Origin of the sequence: Pseudooceanicola sediminis, assembly GCF_003575965.1 — a bacterium.
In the GTDB taxonomy this organism is placed as follows: Bacteria; Pseudomonadota; Alphaproteobacteria; order Rhodobacterales; family Rhodobacteraceae; genus Pseudooceanicola; species Pseudooceanicola sediminis.
The window spans coordinates 55,179-74,701 of the sequence record NZ_QWJJ01000001.1; the positions used below are offsets into that span (position 1 = coordinate 55,179).

At 65.2% G+C, this 19,523-nt stretch carries 15 protein-coding genes and 1 tRNA gene; 11 read left to right on the top strand and 5 right to left on the bottom strand.

Translation table 11 applies throughout. The features are described from left to right. Positions 1-28: 28 nt before the first annotated feature. From DL237_RS00240 to DL237_RS20680, 4 genes are all read right to left on the bottom strand, one after another. Positions 29-1,369, bottom strand: a complete 1,341-nt coding sequence (locus DL237_RS00240) for an HlyC/CorC family transporter (protein ID WP_119397013.1) — start codon at positions 1,367-1,369, stop codon at positions 29-31. A 529-nt stretch (positions 1,370-1,898) separates the two neighbouring features. Next, positions 1,899-2,906 carry a site-specific tyrosine recombinase XerD gene (locus DL237_RS00245; RefSeq protein WP_119397014.1) on the bottom strand — a complete coding sequence of 336 codons (1,008 nt, stop codon included), beginning with the start codon at positions 2,904-2,906 and terminating at the stop codon, positions 1,899-1,901. Between the two features lie 5 nt (positions 2,907-2,911). Next, positions 2,912-4,747: a hypothetical protein gene (locus tag DL237_RS00250; RefSeq protein ID WP_119397015.1), complete on the bottom strand. Its 1,836-nt coding sequence runs from the start codon at positions 4,745-4,747 to the stop codon at positions 2,912-2,914. Beyond that, a complete protein-coding gene (locus tag DL237_RS20680; RefSeq protein ID WP_199671888.1) occupies positions 4,737-4,886 on the bottom strand; it encodes a hypothetical protein in 150 nt (49 codons plus the stop codon). The genes DL237_RS00250 and DL237_RS20680 overlap by 11 nt, the downstream gene beginning before the upstream one ends. Positions 4,887-5,008: 122 nt before the next feature. On the opposite strand from DL237_RS20680, the gene DL237_RS00255 reads away from it, so the two are divergent. The 11 genes from DL237_RS00255 to DL237_RS00310 all read left to right on the top strand — a co-directional run bounded on the left by DL237_RS00255 (position 5,009) and on the right by DL237_RS00310 (position 17,093). Beyond that, positions 5,009-5,554, top strand: coding sequence for a shikimate kinase (locus DL237_RS00255; protein WP_119397016.1), 546 nt, complete (start codon positions 5,009-5,011; stop codon positions 5,552-5,554). Beyond that, the gene (aroB, locus tag DL237_RS00260) at positions 5,551-6,675 is read left to right on the top strand and encodes a 3-dehydroquinate synthase (protein ID WP_233544804.1); all 1,125 of its coding nucleotides are present in this window, start codon (positions 5,551-5,553) and stop codon (positions 6,673-6,675) included. Before DL237_RS00255 ends, aroB begins: the two co-directional genes overlap by 4 nt. 87 nt (positions 6,676-6,762) lie before the next feature. Further along, entirely contained in the window at positions 6,763-7,278 is a 516-nt protein-coding gene (locus DL237_RS00265) for a DinB family protein (RefSeq protein ID WP_119397017.1), read from the top strand. A 48-nt stretch (positions 7,279-7,326) separates the two neighbouring features. After that, positions 7,327-8,319, top strand: a complete 993-nt coding sequence (gene acuI, locus DL237_RS00270) for an acryloyl-CoA reductase (protein ID WP_119397018.1) — start codon at positions 7,327-7,329, stop codon at positions 8,317-8,319. Between the two features lie 16 nt (positions 8,320-8,335). Further along, positions 8,336-8,749: a universal stress protein gene (locus DL237_RS00275; RefSeq protein ID WP_119397019.1), complete on the top strand. Its 414-nt coding sequence runs from the start codon at positions 8,336-8,338 to the stop codon at positions 8,747-8,749. Positions 8,750-9,171: 422 nt separating this feature from the next. After that, the gene (locus DL237_RS00285) at positions 9,172-10,587 is read left to right on the top strand and encodes a cryptochrome/photolyase family protein (RefSeq protein ID WP_119397021.1); all 1,416 of its coding nucleotides are present in this window, start codon (positions 9,172-9,174) and stop codon (positions 10,585-10,587) included. A 75-nt stretch (positions 10,588-10,662) separates the two neighbouring features. After that, the gene (locus tag DL237_RS00290) at positions 10,663-11,886 is read left to right on the top strand and encodes an SAM-dependent methyltransferase (protein WP_119397022.1); all 1,224 of its coding nucleotides are present in this window, start codon (positions 10,663-10,665) and stop codon (positions 11,884-11,886) included. Between the two features lie 131 nt (positions 11,887-12,017). Continuing rightward, a complete protein-coding gene (locus DL237_RS00295) occupies positions 12,018-13,142 on the top strand; it encodes an NUDIX domain-containing protein (protein WP_158585566.1) in 1,125 nt (374 codons plus the stop codon). Positions 13,143-13,199: 57 nt separating this feature from the next. After that, positions 13,200-14,231, top strand: coding sequence for a cysteine synthase A (locus tag DL237_RS00300; protein ID WP_119397024.1), 1,032 nt, complete (start codon positions 13,200-13,202; stop codon positions 14,229-14,231). A 12-nt stretch (positions 14,232-14,243) separates the two neighbouring features. Continuing rightward, positions 14,244-16,871, top strand: a complete 2,628-nt coding sequence (locus DL237_RS00305; RefSeq protein ID WP_233544805.1) for a DUF3772 domain-containing protein — start codon at positions 14,244-14,246, stop codon at positions 16,869-16,871. Between the two features lie 132 nt (positions 16,872-17,003). Continuing rightward, positions 17,004-17,093 (top strand) — tRNA-Ser (locus tag DL237_RS00310). A 49-nt stretch (positions 17,094-17,142) separates the two neighbouring features. Here DL237_RS00310 and DL237_RS00315 read toward each other — a convergent pair. Next, a complete protein-coding gene (locus tag DL237_RS00315; RefSeq protein WP_119397025.1) occupies positions 17,143-19,482 on the bottom strand; it encodes a hybrid sensor histidine kinase/response regulator in 2,340 nt (779 codons plus the stop codon). Positions 19,483-19,523: the final 41 nt, after the last annotated feature.

Here is a 19,523-nt window from a genome sequence, read left to right on the forward strand (position 1 = left end):
TTTTTTCAGTCACTTGCGCGGGCAAGACCTATTCAGCGGCGTCCATCAGCGGGCGGATCTTGAGCCGGGTGAGGCGGTTGTCCTTGCGGGCGGCGACCTCGAAACGGAAGCCATGGAAGGCAAAGACCTGGCCGACGGTTGGGATCATCTGTGCTTCGTGGATGACGAGGCCCGCGATAGTGTTCGCCTCGTCATCGGGCAGCGACCATTCCATCGCCCGATTGAGGTCGCGGATCGTCATCGCGCCGTCGACGAGATAGTTGCCATCTTCGCCCGGGCGCACGACATGATCTGCCCCGGCGGGGTCGAATTCGTCGGTGATCTCTCCCACGATCTCCTCCAGGATATCCTCGAGCGTCAGCAGGCCCTGAAGCGATCCGTATTCATCGACCACCAGGGCGAAATGCGTGCGCATGTGCAGGAACTGGCGCATCTGTTCATCGAGCGTGGTGGTTTCGGGGACGAAGTAGGGCTTCATCATCACGTCCGTCACCTTGAACTTGTCCAGCGCGTTGGCGACGCCGCCGCCTTCGGTGCCGAGCTTGTAGATGGCGCGCAGCAGGTCCTTGGTGTGCAGGATCCCGATGATATTTTCCGGCTCGTTGCGATAAACCGGCAGGCGGGTGTGGTTGGATTTCATGCATTGCGACAGGATGTCGGCGGGGGCATCGGTGGCGTTGATCATTTCGATCTGGCTACGATGCAGCATGATTTCTTCGACAGCGCGGTCACTTAGGTCAAGCGCGCCGAGGATGCGGTCACGATCTTCCTTTTCCACGACGCCTTCGGAATGGCCCAGTTGCAGGGCGCCGGCGATCTCTTCGCGCACCGCGAGGATCTGGCTGTCGGGGTCGGTGCGCACGCCGAACAGACGCAGCACAAGGCGCACCAGAAGGCGCACGGCACTGACCACGGGCGAGGCAATGGCGATGATGAACGCGATGGGGGCGGCGACGCGGGCGGCCGCGACCTCGGCGTTGGTGATGGCGTAGGTCTTGGGCAGCACCTCGGCAAAGATGAGCACCAGAAGGGTCATCACCAGAGTGGCCAGCGCCACACCGCCATCCCCGAAAACCCCGGTGAACAGCGAGGTTGCCAGCGAGGTTGCGAGGATGTTGACGAGGTTGTTTCCCAGTAGAACGGATCCGATAAGTCGTTCATTATCCTCGGTAATTTTCAACGCCCGCTCGGCCCCGCTGGAGCCTTTGTCGGCAATCGAGCGCAGTTTGCCGCGCGAGGCGGCCGTCAGGGCGGTTTCGGAGCCGGAGAAGAAGGCGGAGAACACCAGCAGCAGCAGGATCCCCGCTGCGGTGAGCCAGAAGGCGGTGTCCATCGTGCCGGTTTCGACAAGTGCTGTCGCGCTGTCCATGAAAGGTCCTCTTTGTTGAAAGGGGTTATGGGCATAGCGGGGCGATGGTTCAAGTGGTGGTGAAACGACCAGGGCGGCGGGCGCGAAAATGCCGGCAGATCGCATCGGTTTCAACGTCGGTATCTGAACGGTATCTGAGCGGTGCCGGAGACGGTCAAGGCGATGGGAGGAGGGCGGCGCGGGCTTGGCGTGAGGCGATGAGGAGGCGGGCACAATGCGGGCGTTTGCACCTGGTCATGGCTGCGCGCGGGGGCGTTTGGTTCCGGATCTTGTCGGCTGGCGGAAAAGTGCACCGCCCGGCCTTGCCCGACGGGCGGGGCAGGTTGGTTGCCCGGGGACCGGAGCCTTTGCAAGGCGGCATCGGCAGGTTGATCATGGGCGCGGGATCGCGGCCATGATCGGGGTCGGAGAAGACCCCCGACCCCGTAGCAGATCGGAGGCTTGGCAGATCGGAGGGCCAGCCGAGCAGAGGCCCAGCCGATCAATGAAGCGGCGGGGCAGAGGCGTGACGGGGCGGAAGCGTCGCGCGTCAGCCGGGTTTGCGGTTCAGGGGATGGTGATCCTCGACCAGATCGCGCAGGCGCTCCTCGACCACGTGGGTATAGATTTCGGTGGTGGCGAGGTCTGCGTGCCCCAGCAGCGTCTGGATGGCCCGCAGGTCGGCGCCGTTTTCCAGCAGATGCGTGGCAAAGGCATGGCGCAGGCGGTGCGGCGTGACCTTGTCGGGTGAAACGCCAGCCGCGACGGCCATTTCCTTGATCAGCAGGTAGAAGCGGTGGCGCGTCAGGTGGCCATCGCGCGACCGGGACGGAAAGAGAAAGCGCGAGGCAGGCTTGCCCTTGGCCTTGTCCAGCGCCTCGGCGGCATCGCGGGCAGAGAGCCAGGCCTGCATCGCGTCCTTGGCATGATCGGAAAGGGGCACAAGGCGTTCCTTGTCGCCCTTGCCCTTGATCAGCAGCATGTCGGGCGCACCGCGCACGGCGGCCACCGGCAGGGTCACCAGTTCGCTGACGCGCATACCGGTGGCATAGAGCAGTTCCATCAGGCAGGTATTGCGCAGCTGATCGCGCGATGACCGGCCCTGGCTGCGTGCGGCCGCGAGAAGGGCGTCGACCTCGGCCACGGACAGGGTCTTTGGCAGACTGCGGGCGCGACCGGGGCCGCGGATCTGGATCGCGGGATTATCGGTGCGCCAGCCCTCGTCGAAGGCAAAGCGGTAGAGCTGGCGAATGGCCGACAGGCGCCGGGCCCGGGTCGCCTTGGAAAAGCCCTGTGCATCGCAGTGGATCAGGTAATTTTCGACATCGGTACGCGACAGCGTCTGCCAGTCCAGGCCGTGCCCGGTGATCCAGCCCTGCACATCCTTGAGGTCGCGCCCATAGGCCAGCAGGGTGTTGCGTGCGGCCCCGGCCTCGGCCGCCTGCGCTTCGAGGAACGCCGAAATCCAGCGGTGATCCGGGGCACCGTCTGGGGCAGTGTCTGGGGCAATGTCTGTGGTACTGGTCGCGGCGGTCGCGTCGTTGGGGGGGCGGGCCATTGCGATCAACCCCGCCGTTCGAGCAGGAGCAGTTGCAGCGCGGCGCGACGGGCCGTGTCCTCCAACCCGACAGCGCGGAAGGTGGCCAAGGCATCGGCGGCGTCTTTCATTTCGCCCGTCATGGCCGAGGCGTAGAGCCGCATGGCACCCAGGATCGCCTCGCCCAGCTGGCCATTGTCGAGCTGACTTTGCAAACGTTGCGGCGGGCGGGCCGACTTTGCAAACCCGGCGGCAACGATACGCGAAGCGGCGTTATAGGGCGGCGCGCGGTCGGGCTGTCCCGACGCCAGCGCGATCAGGAAGGCTTCGGTGCTGTCGCGCGGCGTAAGGGCGCGCACGTTCGCCTCGTACCCCGGACCCAGCAGCGTGACGGTCAGGGCGATGCGCCCCACGGGGCCGGGTGTGTCGGCGTAGGCGGCAAGGGCGGGCGCGTACAGGCGGGCAAAGGGCGCTTCGAGTTCGGCGGCGACCATCGCCTGCCAGGCGGCGGGAAGGGTGGCCAGCACGGCGCTGCGATCCGGGCGGGCGGCGGTGATGGCGCGGTCGAAGGCCTGCACCGCCTGCACCCTGTCCCAGATCCCGCCAGAGGCCGAGGGGCGGCCATCGGTATAGACCCCGAGCAGGTGGTTTTCGGGCAGCGCGCCGGTGTGGGCCAGGCGTTCGGCCGCCTCGAGCTCGGCCTTCCAGCCGGTCAGGCCGCGCAGGTCCGATACGGCATAGGCGCGTGGCAGGGCGGCGGTCGACAGCGGTTCGCCAATCGCCTCGGCCAGCCGGAAATACAGCGGCGACATGGTGGCGGGGGGCGGCAGGCGCACGGCGTCATCATCCAGGTCGGCGTTGAGAAACCGCGTCAGCAGGCGTTCCTGGGCAGGGTCGAAGGCCCCGAGCGCGCGGGTGGTGTCGAGGATCAGCGCGGCGGTGTCCCATTGCCCCTCGCGCGCGAGGCAGAAGATGCGCGCGGCCTGGTCGGGGGCGAGGCGCGGATCGCTGACCATCTGGCGGCAGGCCTCGGTTTCGGTGCCCGCCAGCAGCGACAGGTCGAACCAGCTGGCGAACAGCGCCGGATCGCGGGTGGGGCCTGCGCGTTCGACAAGCGCCAGCGCCGGATCGACGGCGCCGAGGTCGCGCAGCTTGGCCAGCCGGGCCAGCAGCATCGGGTCGCCGTCGCCGGGGGACATGGGCGGGTCTGCCTCGGCCAGCAGCAGGGTATAGAGCAGGGATTGCATCGCGGGCAGTTCCGAAACGTCGAGCGCGCGGATCAGTCGGATCACATCGGCGCTGCGCGATGCCTGCCAGAGCGAGGCGGGCAGACCGGTGACGCCGGCGGGCAACAGCCCGACCGCGCCAACCTGCTGGGCATCGAGGGGTTGCGAGCTGACGACGGGAATATCGGCGCGGTCGCTGACCGGCGGCTCGTTGCGCGCGAAGGGGTGCGTGCCGGGCGCGGGCATGGTCAATCCGGCGGCGGTGCCGGGCAGGGTGATCGGGGCAGGGGGCGTGCCCGAGGCAGCCGCAGGGGGCGTGCCGGGCGCAGTGACGCCGCTGGCGGGCAGGCTGTTGAGCCAGTCGATTGCCGACATCGGGGTGTTCTGCGGGCTGTTCGGCGCGCGGGTGGCGCGTGTTCGGTCGTTGTCGCGAAACGACGCCGGTTCGGCGATGGCGGGGTGGATCAGGGGCGCCCCGGTCAACACAAGACAGAGGATGAGGCCGGCGGCGGGCAGTGCCCGAGCCTTGCCGCGGGTCCTGTGATGCGTTGGGAACATGCGGCGCACGTCCGAGGGCCGCAGGGCCTGCGCCGCCGGTCCGAACGTCAGATCATCTGGCCCTGCGTCATTGGACATCCAGCACCACGGGGGTTCGCATCTCTTGCACGGGGGGCGAAAAATCCGCGCCCAGCCAGGGTCCGACATAGGCATAGGCCACGAGGGCGATTCCCCCGAGGATAGCCAGATAAACCAGCCACTTGATAATGCGCAGCATAAAGTTCGTGCCCCATAGGTTTGTTCTTTTGACCAACTTATAACTGGCCTTTTTCGCAAGATCACGTCATTCAGGCCCGAAATCCGTGAAAAGGCAGGGCAGCGCCGACAGGCGCGATCGTGATGAGCTGGAAACTGAACAAAACTGTCGTCATGGTCGGCATGATGGGCGCGGGAAAGACCGCCGTGGGCAAGGCGCTGGCACAGCTGCTGGGCGTGGACTTTCGTGATTCGGATGCCGAGATCGAACTGGCGGCGAACATGAGCATCGGTGAAATCTTTACCCGCGACGGAGAGAGCTTTTTCCGCGCCCGCGAATCCCAGGTGATCGCGCGAATGCTGGACGAGGCGCCCTGCGTGCTGTCGACCGGCGGGGGCGCCTTCATGAGCGCGGCGAACCGCGCACTGATCACCGAGCGGGGTGTCTCGCTGTGGCTGAATGCCGATCTGGATCTGCTGTGGAGCCGGGTGAAACACCGGGATTCGCGCCCCCTGCTGAAAACACCGAACCCCCGCGCGACGCTGCGTGGACTGTACGAGGCACGCGTGCCGATCTATGCAGAGGCGGATCTGGAGGTGCGCTCCGAGCCGGGGTACAGCGTGGCGGACATGGCGCAGCACGTGGTTCGCGCGCTGATGCAGCGCCCGGATGTACTGGAGGCCACATGATGCGGGAATTGCAGGAAAAATTGCGGGTCGAGCTGGGCGAGCGCGGCTATGAGATCCTGATCGGGCCGGGGCTGCTGGCCGAGGCAGGGGCGCATATCGCGCCGCTGCTGCGGCGGCCCCGCGTGGCGGTGCTGACGGACGAGACGGTGGCGGCGCTGCATCTTGAGACGCTGCGTGCCGGGCTGGCTGAGGCGGGCATCGACATGGTGTCGCTGGCGCTGCCGGCGGGCGAGTCCACCAAGAGCTGGCCGCAGTTTACCCGCGCGGTCGAATGGCTGCTGGACCAGAAGGTCGAGCGGAGCGACGTGGTGGTCGCGCTTGGCGGCGGGGTGATCGGCGACCTGGCAGGTTTTGCGGCGGCGGTTCTGCGGCGCGGCGTGCGTTTCGTGCAGATTCCGACCAGCCTGCTGGCGCAGGTCGACAGCTCGGTCGGGGGCAAGACAGGCATCAACGCCCCGCAGGGCAAGAACCTGATCGGGGCGTTTCATCAGCCCAGCCTGGTGCTGGCCGATACGGCGGTGCTGGGCACGCTGGCGCCGCGCGATTTCCTGGCGGGCTATGGCGAAGTGGTCAAATACGGTCTGCTGGGCGATGCCGCATTCTTTGACTGGCTGGAGCGCATGGGCCCGGCGCTGGCGGCGGGCGACATGGCGGCGCGGGTCGCGGCGGTGAAACGGTCGTGCCAGATGAAGGCCGAGATCGTGGCGCGTGACGAAACCGAACAGGGCGACCGCGCGCTGTTGAACCTGGGCCATACCTTTGGTCATGCGCTGGAGGCCGCGACGGGATATTCCGACCGGCTGCTGCATGGTGAAGGGGTGGCGATCGGCTGTGCGCTGGCGTTCGAGTTGTCGGCAAAGCTGGGCCTGTGCGCGCAGGAAGACCCCAGCCGGGTGCGCGCCCACCTGCGCGACATGGGCATGAAGGTTGACCTGCGCGACATTTCCGGCCCCCTGCCGGATGCCGACGGCCTGCTGGTGTTGATGGCGCAGGACAAGAAGGTGGTGGACGGGGCGCTGCGGTTCATCCTGGCGCGCGGCATCGGGACGGCCTTCGTCACCGCCGATGTGCCACAGGAGGCAGTGCGCGCGCTGCTGCAAGAGGCGCTGCGGGACCGCTGAGCGGAGCTTGCATTTCGCGGCGCTGCTCTTGCATTTCCGGACGCGGGGGGGTGTTATCGCGGCGTAGTCACGTCGAGGATACCCGCGATGATCACGCCTGCCTATTGCCTGACGATGGCGCGCTACAACGCCTGGCAGAACCGCGCGATGCAGCGGGCCATGGAGACGTTGAGCACCGAGGATCTGACGCGGGATCGCGGCGCGTTCTTCGGGTCGATCCTGGGCACGGTGAACCATATCCTGTGGGCGGATCAGACCTGGCTGTCGCGGCTGAGCGATATGCCAAAGCCGCAGGGCGGCATCCCGGAGAGCCCGAATATCTGTCCGACCCTGCCGGTGTGGTCTGCCGAGAGGTTTCGCATGGACGGGCGGTTCATCCTGTGGGCCGAGGCGCTGCGCGCACTTGATCTGACGGGTGATTTGTCTTGGTATTCCGGGGTGTTGAAGGGCGATGTCAAGATGCCTGTGGCGCGGGTTGTGGTGCATGTCTTCAATCATCAGACGCATCATCGCGGGCAAGTGCACGCCATGTTGACCGCCGCAGGGGCCACACCCGATGCAACGGACCTTTTTGCCATGCCAGATGCGGGGCCATGGCCGTGACCTCTACATGAGGTTTGCGGCGCAAGAAATTGAAATATCGGAGGAAACATGTTCAAAGCTCTATTGGTCGAAAAAGACGACGACGGCACTGTCACCGCAGCTGTGAAAGAGCTGGACGTGGCAGACCTGCCGGACGGCGAGGTGCTGGTCGCGGTGGAATATTCGACCGTGAACTACAAGGACGGTCTGTGCCTGTCGCCCAACGGGGGCGGGCTGGTGCGGCAGTATCCGCATGTGCCGGGCATCGATTTCGCCGGAACCGTCGAGCAGAGCAGCGATGATCGTTATGCCCCCGGTGACAAGGTCGTGCTGACCGGTTGGCGCGTCGGAGAGGCCCATTGGGGCGGCTACGCGCAGAAGGCCCGGGTCAAGGCCGATTGGCTGGTGCCGCTGCCCGAGGGGATGAGCGCGCAGGATGCCATGGCGGTGGGAACGGCGGGGTTCACCGCCATGCTGGCCGTGATGGCGCTGGAGGATCATGGTCTGACGCCGGACAAGGGCGAGGTTCTGGTGACCGGTGCCGCAGGGGGCGTCGGGTCTGTCGCCACGGCGATCCTGGGGCATCTGGGATACCGCGTGGCGGCGGTGACGGGGCGTCCGGAAACGGGCGACTACCTGCTGTCCCTCGGGGCGGCGCGGATCGTGGCGCGCGCGGAGTTGAACGAGGTCGTCAAGCGGCCGCTGGAGGCCGAAACCTGGGCCGGCTGTGTCGACGCGGTGGGGGGCGACATGCTGGCACGGGTCCTGGGGCAGATGGCGTATGGTGCATCGGTCGCGGCGGTTGGCCTGGCGGGGGGCGCAAAGCTGCCGACCAGCGTCGTGCCGTTCCTGCTGCGCGGCGTCAACCTGCTGGGGATCGACAGCGTCATGCAGCCGTTCGAGAACCGTCAGCGTGCCTGGGCGCGGGTGGCGCGGGATCTGCCGATGGACAAGCTGTCGTCGATGATCCAGCCCGCGCACCTGTCGGATCTGCCGCGGCTGGGGGCCGACATCCTGAACGGGCAGATCAAGGGCCGCGTTCTGGTCGATGTGAACGGCTGAGGTGAGGGGATGCGTGATGTATGACAGGATAGCGGTGCCGGTCGACCTGGCGCACCCCGATCGCAGTGAAAAGGCCCTGAAAAGCGCCGCGGCGCTGTCGCGCAGTTTTTCCGCCGACGTGATCGTCGTCGGCGTCACCTCGGCCCTGGGGAGCGAGGTGGCCGGCGATCCGAAAGAGTTTGCAAACAGGCTGGCCGAATTTGCAAATGAGAGGTCTGGTGCCCTTGGCCTGGACCTGCGGTCACACGTGGTGATCAGCCACGAGATGGAGGTCGAGGTGGACCAGGAGCTGTTGCGCGCCATCGAGGAGACCGGCGCGGATCTGATCGTGATGGCCAGCCATGCCCCAAAGCTGACGGATCTGCTGTGGCCCTCGAATGGGGGACGAGTTGCCAGCCATGCCCGCATTTCCGTGATGCTGGTGCGCTGATCCCCGGTCGCTTGACGTGGGGCGCCTGACGTGGGGCGCCTGACTTGGGCCGCTTGACATGGGCCGCCTGACATGGGGCGCTCGACTTGGGCTGCCTGACTTGGGCCGTTCAATCTGGCCGTTCAACCTGGGCCGTTCAACCTGGGCCGCTAGACCCGGGCGACAGCTTTTGAGGCGAAGGGGCTGCACGGTGGCGCAAGGTCTGGCCGTGCTGCCGGGTGACGGCGCGATTGCGATCGTTGATCGCCAGGCCCGGCTGTGCGGCGTGACGGCCGCGACCTCTGCCCGGCGAGCCGCGCCCTTTCTTTTTCATGCCGCCCCTTCCTTGGCGCTGCGGCGACGTGGTGCGGTGAACCCGGCCGCGTGGTCTTGACCCGGTGTGCTGCGCGCTAGGTTCTGGCGGACCTGTCTGAGGAGTTCGCATGACCAAACCGACCTTGCTATGGCTGCGCCGTGACCTGCGCCTGACCGATCACCCGGCGCTGAATGCGGCCCTGGCGCGGGGTGGGCCGGTGATTGCGGTGTTCATCCAGGATGACAGCGTGACGGGGCTGGGGGCGGCCGCGAAATTCAGGCTTGGGCTGGGCCTTGCCGCGCTTGCCGAAACGCTTCGCGCGCAGGGGCAGAGACTGATCCTGCGGCGTGGACCCGCCCGCGAGGTGCTGGAGGAGCTGCTGGCGCAGACCGGCGCCGACGCGGTCTATTGGTCACGCTTGTATGACCCGCAGGCCATTGAGCGTGACAGCCGCATCAAATCCGCGCTGCGTGACAATGGCGTCGAGGCCCAGAGCTTTTCCGGGCATCTTCTGTTCGAGCCGTGGGAGGTCGAGACCGGGCAGGGCAGCTATTACAAGGTTTATTCCCCGATGTGGCGCGCGGTGAAGGATCGCGAGGTGTCGGAGCCGCTGACCGCGCCTGCCGACATCCCCCCGCCGGAGCAATGGCCCGAGAGCGAGACCCTGGAGGACTGGGCCCTTGGGGCCGAGATGCGGCGCGGCGCGCAGGTTGTCGGCGGCCATGTCGACGCGGGCGAGAGGGCGGCGCAACAGGCGCTGGCCACGTTCGCACGCCACCGCATCGACGCCTACGCGACGCGGCGCGATTATCCGGGCGAAGCCGCGACGTCGGATCTTTCGCAATACCTGAGCCTGGGAGAGATTTCGCCGCGCCAATGCTGGCACGCAGGGGTGCGCGCGCACGAAGAAGGCAAGGCCGGAGCCGAGACGTTTCTGAAGGAACTGGTCTGGCGCGAGTTCGCCTATCACCTGATGTATCACACGCCGCAGATCCTGACGGAAAACTGGCGGTCGGAGTGGAATGATTTTGCCTGGACCGAGGATGCGGACGCTGACGCGGTGCGGGCCTGGCAGCAGGGGCGCACGGGCGTGCCCTTTGTCGACGCGGCAATGCGCGAGATGTACGTCACCGGTCGAATGCACAACCGCGCCCGCATGATCTGTGCCAGCTACCTGACCAAGCATTTGATGTGTCATTGGAAAATCGGCGCAGATTGGTTTCGCGACTGTCTTGTCGACTGGGATCCGGCGTCGAACGCGATGGGGTGGCAATGGGCGGCGGGCTGTGGCCCGGACGCCGCGCCCTATTTTCGCGTGTTCAACCCCGAAACCCAGGCCGAGAAGTTCGACCGCGACGGCGCATATCGAAGGCGCTGGATCGCGGAGGAGGCAGAGGCGCCCACCGACACTGCGCTGAGCTATTTCGACGCGATCCCGAAAGCTTGGGGTCTGAGCGCCGATGACGCCTATCCCGCGCCCCTGATCGGGCTGAAAGAGGGGCGCGAGCGAGCCCTGGACGCCTATGCCGCGCTTAAAAGTTAACAAGTTCATGACAAAAGGCTTTCGTCACGCGCCGACCTTGTTAGCATCGACGACGATCCAGAAGGAGACGACGTGATGAGTGCCAGCCCGCAGATTTTGACCGACACCAAGGGGGAAAAGGACCTGCCGCGCTATTTTGCCCAGGTATTTCACCTTGCCCGCGATCTGGAAAACGGCCAGCTGGATTTTCATGTGTCGGATGGGCGGGTGTTTCGGGCCGAGGGGCGCAATCCCGGCCCGGTGGCCGTGCTGCACGTGCACAATGACGACCTGTTCGCGCGCCTGATCCGAGAGGGCGACCTGGGCTTTTGCGACGCCTATCTTGAGGGCTGGTGGTCGTCGCCGGATTTGCAGGCCTTCCTGGACATGCTGCACGCGGACAACGACGCGATTTACGACGGATTTCCGGGCATGGCCCTGGTCCGAGCCTATGAAAAGGCGCGCCACTGGATGCGGCGCAATTCCAAGGCGCAGGCGAAAAAGAACATCTCTTACCACTACGACCTGGGAAATGATTTCTATCGGCTGTGGCTGGATGACAGCATGACCTATTCGTCGGCCTTGTTCGATGCGCCGCAGATGAGCCTGGAGGCAGCGCAACGCGCCAAGTACGCCAGCATGGTCGATCGCATGGGCGTCAAGCCGGGCGACCACGTGCTGGAAATCGGCTGTGGCTGGGGTGGGTTCGCGGAATACGCCGCAAAGGAAAGAGGTCTGCGGGTGACCGGGCTGACGATCAGCCGGGAGCAGTTGAACTATGCCAGGGAACGCATTGAAAAGGCAGGTCTTTCAGGTCAAGTTGATCTGAAGCTTCAAGATTATCGTGATGAACGCGGCAGCTATGACGGCATCGCCAGTATCGAGATGTTCGAAGCCGTCGGCGAACGCTATTGGCCGGTGTATTTCGAGACGCTGAAACGCTGTCTGAAGCCGGGACGCGATGCGGTGCTACAGATCATCACGGTGCAGGACAAACGCTGGGAGACCTACCGGAAAGGCGTTGATTTCATTCAGAAACACATTTTTCCGGGTGGGATGCTGCCCAGCCCCTCGGCCTTGCGCGCCGAAGTGCAGAAGGCGGGGCTGCTGGTCAAGGGATCCGTCGAATTCGGGGACAGCTACAGCCAGACGCTGCGGCGCTGGCACGAGACGTTCAACCAGAAATGGGAGGACGTGGCCGAAATGGGTTTTGACGACAGGTTTCGCCGGATGTGGAACTTTTATCTGACGGCCTGTGCGGGGGCCTTTGCGGGCGGCAATTGCGATGTGACGCAGATCACCGTGTCACGCGCCGCCTGAGGAACAGCATCTAATCGCCGGGGGGCGGCGGCGGCGCCGGTTTGCGGTTGTGCCCCGCGCCATGTTCGCCAACAACTGGGCCTCAGGCAGGGCGGCACCGCGGTGCCGGCCGTTTCACCGCAGGAGATCATGTGAACAAGAATCTGTTTCTTTTCGGCACGTTGCGCCATGCCCCCTTGTTGGAAATCGTGGCCGGGACACTTCCTGTGACGGTGGCTGCGGTGCGCGAAGGCTACCGGATCGCCCCCTCCGGGGATGGCGACTGGCCGGTGCTGGTGCAGGAACCCGGCGCGATGGCGCAGGGGCTGGTGATACGCGATATCGCGCCGGACGTGCTGGATCGGTTGCGCCACTATGAATCGGCCTACGACATGCACCTTTCGCAATGCCAGGTGAGCATCGGGGATGAGGTCGTGTCAGCCGACGTGTTCGTGCCGGGCGCGCCGTCGCATGTCGATCCGGGCACCTGGGATCTGGCGGATTGGGGCGCGCGCCGCGCCGCGTTGGATTGCATCGCGGCGGCCGAGATCATGCAGCTGTGGGGGCGTTTCTCGGGGGACGAGCTGCGCTTTCGCGTGACCCAGATCGAAGCGCGCGCCGGATCGCGGCTGCGCGCCGGGCAGATGCCGCCGCCGCATGAGGTGGGGCAGGGTCCGCAGACCCCGATGGCGCGTGTGCAGGGTCAGTTCGACGATCATGCGGGCTATTTCTTTACCCGGACGTTCGATCTGGATTACGCGACCTTTGACGGGGGCACGTCCGAGGTGGTGCGGCGCGAGGTGTTCCTGGCACCCGATGCCGCCATCGTGCTGCCCTATGACCCGGTGCGCGATCGGGTGCTGCTGGTGGAGCAGTTCCGCATGGGGCCATTCGCGCGGGGCGAGGCATTGCCCTGGATGCTGGAACCTGTCGCGGGCCGCGTCGACCCGGGCGAGACACCCGAGGACTGCGCCCGCCGCGAGGCGGTGGAAGAAGCGGATCTGGATCTGCGCGCGCTGCACCATGTTGCCTCGTGCTATCCCAGTCCGGGGTGTTCGACGGAGTATTTCCACATCTACCTGGGCATTTGCGAGCTGCCGGACGCCGAAACGGGCAGCCATGGCCTGGCGGAAGAACACGAAGATATCCGGACCCATGTTTTGAGTTACGACGCCGCGATGGAACTTGTGTCCAGCGGCGAGGCGCAGAATGCGCCGCTTATCCTGTCGCTGATGTGGCTTTCGGGCAAGCGTTCCCTATTGCGGGGCGCTGCTTGAGTTGGGGCGACGCCCCGGATACATCAGGACCAAAGGTAACGTAGAAGGAAGACCTCGATGCAATTCGCCAAGGATCTGGCCAGCGCTGTCGGCAATACGCCATTGATCAAGTTGCGCCGCGTCAGCGAGGAGACCGGATGCACCATTCTCGGCAAGGCCGAATTTCTGAACCCCGGGCAATCGGTCAAGGACCGCGCCGCGCTGTACATCATCCGCGATGCCATGGCGCGCGGCGATCTGAAACCCGGTGGAACGATTGTCGAGGGCACTGCGGGTAACACCGGCATCGGCCTGGCGCTGGTGGGGGCGTCGATGGGGTTCAAGACCGTCATCGTCATTCCCGAAACGCAAAGTCAGGAAAAGAAGGACATGTTGCGCCTTGCCGGGGCCGAGCTGGTGCAGGTGCCGGCAGCGCCCTATCGCAACCCCAACAACTTTGTCCGATATTCGCAGCGGCTGGCGGAAAAACTGGCCAAGACCGAGGAAAAGGGCGTGATCTGGGCCAACCAGTTCGACAATATCGCCAACCGTCAGGCCCATGTCGAGACGACCGGCCCCGAGATCTGGGAGCAGACGGGCGGCAAGGTCGACGGGTTCACCTGCGCGGTCGGGTCCGGGGGCACGCTGGCCGGAACGGCGATGGCGTTGCAGCCGAAAGGCGTGAAAGTCGCGCTGGCCGATCCGATGGGGGCGTCGTTGCACAGCTATTATACCACGGGTGAGCTGGCTGCGGAGGGGTCCTCGATCACCGAAGGCATCGGGCAGGCGCGCATCACTGCCAACCTCGAGGGTTTTACGCCGGACTTTTCCTACCAGATCCCGGATGAGGAGGCGTTGCCCTATGTCTTTGACCTGCTGTCCGAAGAAGGGCTGTGCCTGGGCGGGTCGTCCGGCATCAACGTGGCGGGTGCGGTGCGTCTGGCGCGCGAAATGGGCCCCGGCCACACCATCGTGACGATCCTGTGCGATTATGGCACCCGCTATCAGTCGAAACTGTTCAATCCCGATTTCCTGCGCGAAAAGGGGCTGCCGACGCCCAGCTGGATGACACAGTCGCCCCGCTCCATCCCCGGCGTGTTCACCGAGTAGGGAGGCACAGGCGTGACGAGCCCCCGCACCCGATTGGCCCGCACCACAATGAACCGTACCGGGCTGAACTGCCTCGGGCCGCGCTGCAAGGCCGCGACCCTGCGGGGGCTGCTTGTGGCATGTTTCGTACTGGCCCTTGTCGCGGTGCCGGGGGTCGGCGTCGTGTCGCCGGGGGCCGCCCTGGCCCAGAGCGCGACACAAAGCGATACCAGCGCGAGCACGAGCACGGTGCCCCTGAGCGAAGAGGATTATACGCAGTGGCAGGCGGTGGCGAACCGGGCCGAGGACGCGATACAGACGAACCGCGCGTCTGATACGGCGCTGGAATCGCTGCGGACCGAACTGGTCGACTGGCGGGCGCGTTTCGCGGCCAATCACACCGATACGACGGCAGCGGCGCGGGCAGTGCAGGCCCAGCTGGATACGTTGGGCCCGGCCCCGGCCGAGGGCGAGGAAGAAGCCCCCGAGGTTGCCGAGCAGCGCGCCAGCCTGAACGACAAGCTGGCCGAGATCCAGGCCCCGTCGCGCAGGGCCGAACTGGCACACAGCCAGGCGGATGCGCTGGTGCGGTCGGTCGACGGAATGCTGCGCGCACGGCAGACGGATGCGATGCTGGAGCTGGGACCGGCCCCCATCGATCCGACCAAATGGCCCGCAGCGATCACTGACCTGACGAGCTATTTCGTGCAGATGGTCGAAGAGCCGCGCGACGCCTGGGCGAACCAGGGCAAACGCGCCGCCTTCATGAAAAACCTGCCGGTATTGCTGGGCCTGCTGGCGCTGGCGCTGTTGCTGGTTCTGCGCGGTCGAAGCTGGTTCGAACGGCTGGCCTTTCGCCTGGTGGCCAAGGAACGCACGGCGGTGCGCTGGCTGATTTCGTTCGTGGTTTCGCTGGGCCAGATCATCATCCCGACGGTCGGGGCGCTGATGATTTCAAGCGCGATCATGGCGAGCGGCATCGGGGGCACGGCGATCGAGGCCCTGGCGACGGTATTGCCGGCGGCCGGGTTCCAGCTGTTTTTTGCCCGCTGGCTGGGCAACAATATCTTTCCGATGTCCGATTCCGGCGAGCTGCCGCTGGAGCTGAGCGCGGCACAGCGCCGCGAGGGACGCCTGTACGCGTTGTTCTTTGGTGGTCTGCTGGCCGCCGATACCCTGCTGAACGCCGCCGGAGAGGCCGCCGCCTGGAGCGATGCGACGCACAACGTGCTGCATTTCCCGATCGTCGTTCTGGTCGGCCTGTTCCTGTTGCGGATTTCGCGGTTTATCGTGGTGCACGCGAGGTCGGATGACAGCGAAAGCGAAGACCGGTCATTCCGGCGGCATCTGATCATCCTGCTGGCGCGTCTGGTCAGCATCATGGCGATTGTCGGGCCGCTTCTTGCGGCTGTCGGATATTTCAAGGTTGGCAGCGCGATTTCGCTTCAGACCCTCAAGTCGCTGATGCTGATTTCATTGCTGATCGGTATCCAGAAGCTGATCGAGGAAATCTATGTCCTGATCACGCGGGACCGGGCCGGTGTGGCCGAGTCGCTGTGGCCGGTCCTGGCGGGCTTTGCGGTGACGTTGCTGTCCCTGCCGGTCTTTGCGCTGATCTGGGGCGCGCGCGTCACCGACCTGGCCGAGCTCTGGTCAGAGTTCAAGGGCGGTTTCAGCCTGGGTGACACCCATATCTCGCCCGGTGATTTCGTCACCTTCGTCATCGTTTTCGCGTTGTGCTATGCCCTGACGCGGGTGGTGCAGGGGACGTTGAAGACCACCGTCCTGCCCAAGACCAAGCTGGACATCGGCGGTCAGAACGCGGTGGTGTCGGGGCTTGGCTACATCGGGATCTTTCTGGCGGCGCTGGCGGCAATCACGACGGCCGGGATCGACCTGAGCTCTCTGGCCATCGTCGCCGGGGCGCTGTCCGTCGGTGTGGGTTTCGGCCTGCGCACGATCGTCGAGAACTTTGTTTCGGGTATCATCCTGCTGGTCGAGCGGCCTATTTCGGAGGGCGACTGGATCGAGGCCGGTGGGCAGATGGGCTTTGTGCGCAACATCTCGGTCCGCTCGACCCGGATCGAGACGTTCGACCGCACCGACGTGATCGTGCCGAACGCCGACCTGATTTCGGGCGTGGTGACCAACTGGACCCGAGGCAACATGATCGGGCGGTTGATCGTCAAGGTCGGCGTGGCCTATGGCAACGATACCCGCCGGGTCCAGGACATTCTTCAGGAGATCGCGGAAGCCCAGCCGCTGGTGCTGCTGAACCCGCCGCCGGGAATCATCTTCAACGGCTTCGGCGCGGATTCTCTGGATTTCGAGATGCGGATGATCCTGCGGGATATCACGCAGGTGCTGGTGGTGCAGACCGAGGTGAACCACCAGATCGCCGAACGGTTCAAGGAAGAGGGCATCGAGATACCCTTTGCGCAACGCGACATCTGGCTGCGCAATCCCGAAGCGTTGTTGCAGGGCAAACCGGGCGTCGCCGCGCCCGCGCCCGGCGCAGACGACACCCAGGGCGCCGAGACACCGGTTGAGCACAAGGATCAGTCGCCCGGCCCGGGCCGCGCGCCGGCCCATATGCGCGATCGCAATCCGGACGATGCGCCGGAGGCTGATGGCACCGGCGAAGGGGATGCAGACCGATAGGGCTGTCCGGGTCAATCCCGCGCTGAAAACCAAGCTCCTGCGCGCCCGCGAAAACCGGCGCGCAGGAAAGCGTCAAAAAACCGAAAATAGCTGTTGAACTCCAACCAGATCCAACGCTAAAGAGACCCCCACGGACAGGTGGCCGAGTGGTCGAAGGCGCACGCCTGGAAAGTGTGTAGGCGGGAGACCGTCTCCAGGGTTCGAATCCCTGTCTGTCCGCCATTTACATCAGATCATGATATTTCGCCGCTGTTTGGCGGTTGCGCAGACACTAGGTGTCAAAGCGTGTCGACATGCGTCCGCCGGTCATGCCGGTGCTGGCCTCGGTCAACAGGCGGCGCAGGATACGAACGCGGATCGGCTTGGCGATCACGTCGTCCAGGCCCGCGGCGCGCAGTCGTTCGGTCACGTCGTCACCTACATGCGCGGTCAATGCGATGATGCGGCTGTGCTGGCACGGACCGGGAGCCGCACGAATGGCTGCGGTCGCTTCGATGCCGTCCATCACCGGCATGGACACATCCATCAGGATGATATCGTAGTGCGACATCTGGCTCAGCTCGACGCCGCGCTTGCCGTTTTCGGCCTCGGTCACGCTGTGTCCGTCCCGTTCCAGCATACGCCGGGCAACAAAGCGGTTGGTCGGGTTATCCTCGACCAGCAGAATGCGCTGTGGTGGGGCAATGTTGTCTTCGGCGTGGTCGGTCGCAACGGCGGTGGGAATGGCATGCGCGACGGGGAGGGGCAGACGCACCTGGAACGTTGTGCCGTGGCCCACGCGGCTGCGCACCGAGATGTCGCCACCCATGGCGGTGGCAATGCGCCGCGAGATTCCCAAGCCCAACCCGGTGCCCTGAATCTGAAGCGCGATGGCGCCGTCCAGTCGCACGAAATCATCGAAGATACGCTCACATTCCGCATCTGTCATGCCGATCCCGGTATCGTGAATGGCCAGTGTCATGATGTCATTCGTGCGCTGCGCCTCTATCGTGACGGTGCCGTTGCTGGTGAACTTGACGGCATTCGACACGAGGTTGAGCAGAACCTGCCGCACCCGCGTCGCATCGCCATTGACCCAGCCCAGCGTATTTGCCCCGGAGCGTTGCAGACGGTTGCCTTGGGTGCGCGCGCGCGGTCTCTCGCTCGCCATGATATCGTTCAGCAATTGATCCAGGTCGAAAGGAGCAGGGTGGATCACGACGTCGCTGCCCTCGATCTGGGTGATGTCGAGCACGTCGTTGACGAGATCCAGCAGGGTCTGCGCCGACGTCCGAACGACATTCAGATATGTCGCGCTTTCGGTCGGGCTGTCGCCCTCGGCCATCAGGTCGATCGTGCCGAGGATCCCGTTCAGCGGCGTACGCATCTCATGGCTGATCACCCCGAGAAAACGGGCCTTGGCGCGCTCTCCCGCAAGGGCCTGGTCGCGAGAGGCGGTCAGTTCGGCCTCAGAGGCGACCTGGTGCGAGATGTCGCGCACGACGCAGACCAGCATTGCAACGCCCTCGCGGTTGCTGACATCCATCGAGAGTTCGACCGGAAACGACGATCCGGTCCGGGCGCGTCCGATCAGCCGATAGCCGGTGCGCGGACCGGCATTGCAGGCCTGGAACAGGTCCGCCCCGGAAACCCCGAGCAGCCCGCTGGAGCCTTCGCGGCGCAGGAAGGTGCCAGCCGGCAGGCCGTCGATTTCACCGCTGCCAAGCTGAAACATCTCCTCTGCGGTACGATTGGCGTTGCGCAGCCGTCCGCGCGGGTCGAACAGCAGGATCGCATCGCGGGAGGTATTGAAAATCGTCTCGAGCCGGGCGGAGGTGGCGAGGTTCTGCTGCAACCGTTTCTTGGCCACCTGCGCCAGGGAGCGGAACAGGATCACGAGGGCCGTCAGCGCCGCGAGCAGAACCGAACTGACCCATGCCAACCCCTTCAGCACTTGCGCCACGTCAAGACGGGCCATGTCTGCCTGCGAGACGAATTCGAGGTTGCTGAACGACAGGATATAACGGAGGTCGGGGCGCAACGGGATCAAGGCACGCTGAATCGGGGCGAGCCGTCCGATCAACGCGGAGTCCGGGCTGTCGATGTCGGGCGCGAAATCCTTGATCTTGCGATCCAGTTCGGCAAAGGCGCCGTCCAACACTGGATTGAGCAAGGCCTGCGAATAGAGTTGGGCATGGGCCAAGGTGTCGAGGCGGCTGTACAGGATATCGTAGCGTTTCCGAACATAAGCCAGCGCCTTGGTCAGATCCGCGCTGGCCCTTGTCTGCGCGGCATCCTGTTGATCCGTTCCCGCGTCTGACGCCGCCTGTTGCGTGGCATCGGCCAGGGTCGGCGCCGGCGAGGGGGTGATCTGGCTGGCCCCGGCGGCAGTGGTGGCCCAAAGCTGGGCCGCCTGCACCGAGAGCTGGAATTCCAGGAATTCGACTTCGAGCTGAGAAAGCGTCCATTGGATATTATCCGTCGGAGAGGACGCAAGCTCGGCCAGTTTCTGGCGCACGTCGGTCAGCAGATAGACAATGGCGATCAGGCAGAGCCCGGTGGTCGTCGCCAGAAATCCCAGGCGAATGACGGCGGTGTCCAGACTGGTCCATTTTATCGAGAGACGGGACATCTGCGACTCCGCAAAAGACTGCCTGCGGTCGAAGATGCAGC

Bases quoted from the DNA above. Each gene is read 5' to 3' on its own strand.
- DL237_RS00315 (WP_119397025.1), bottom strand. From the start codon at position 19,482: ATGTCCCGTCTCTCGATAAAATGGACCAGTCTGGACACCGCCGTCATT.
- aroB (WP_233544804.1), top strand. From the start codon at position 5,551: ATGATGCGGGAATTGCAGGAAAAATTGCGGGTCGAGCTGGGCGAGCGC.
- DL237_RS00240 (WP_119397013.1), bottom strand. From the start codon at position 1,369: ATGGACAGCGCGACAGCACTTGTCGAAACCGGCACGATGGACACCGCC.
- DL237_RS00255 (WP_119397016.1), top strand. From the start codon at position 5,009: ATGAGCTGGAAACTGAACAAAACTGTCGTCATGGTCGGCATGATGGGC.
- DL237_RS00275 (WP_119397019.1), top strand. From the start codon at position 8,336: ATGTATGACAGGATAGCGGTGCCGGTCGACCTGGCGCACCCCGATCGC.
- DL237_RS00245 (WP_119397014.1), bottom strand. From the start codon at position 2,906: ATGGCCCGCCCCCCCAACGACGCGACCGCCGCGACCAGTACCACAGAC.
- DL237_RS00250 (WP_119397015.1), bottom strand. From the start codon at position 4,747: ATGTCCAATGACGCAGGGCCAGATGATCTGACGTTCGGACCGGCGGCG.
- DL237_RS00290 (WP_119397022.1), top strand. From the start codon at position 10,663: ATGAGTGCCAGCCCGCAGATTTTGACCGACACCAAGGGGGAAAAGGAC.
- DL237_RS20680 (WP_199671888.1), bottom strand. From the start codon at position 4,886: ATGCTGCGCATTATCAAGTGGCTGGTTTATCTGGCTATCCTCGGGGGA.
- DL237_RS00300 (WP_119397024.1), top strand. From the start codon at position 13,200: ATGCAATTCGCCAAGGATCTGGCCAGCGCTGTCGGCAATACGCCATTG.
- DL237_RS00285 (WP_119397021.1), top strand. From the start codon at position 9,172: ATGACCAAACCGACCTTGCTATGGCTGCGCCGTGACCTGCGCCTGACC.
- acuI (WP_119397018.1), top strand. From the start codon at position 7,327: ATGTTCAAAGCTCTATTGGTCGAAAAAGACGACGACGGCACTGTCACC.
- DL237_RS00265 (WP_119397017.1), top strand. From the start codon at position 6,763: ATGATCACGCCTGCCTATTGCCTGACGATGGCGCGCTACAACGCCTGG.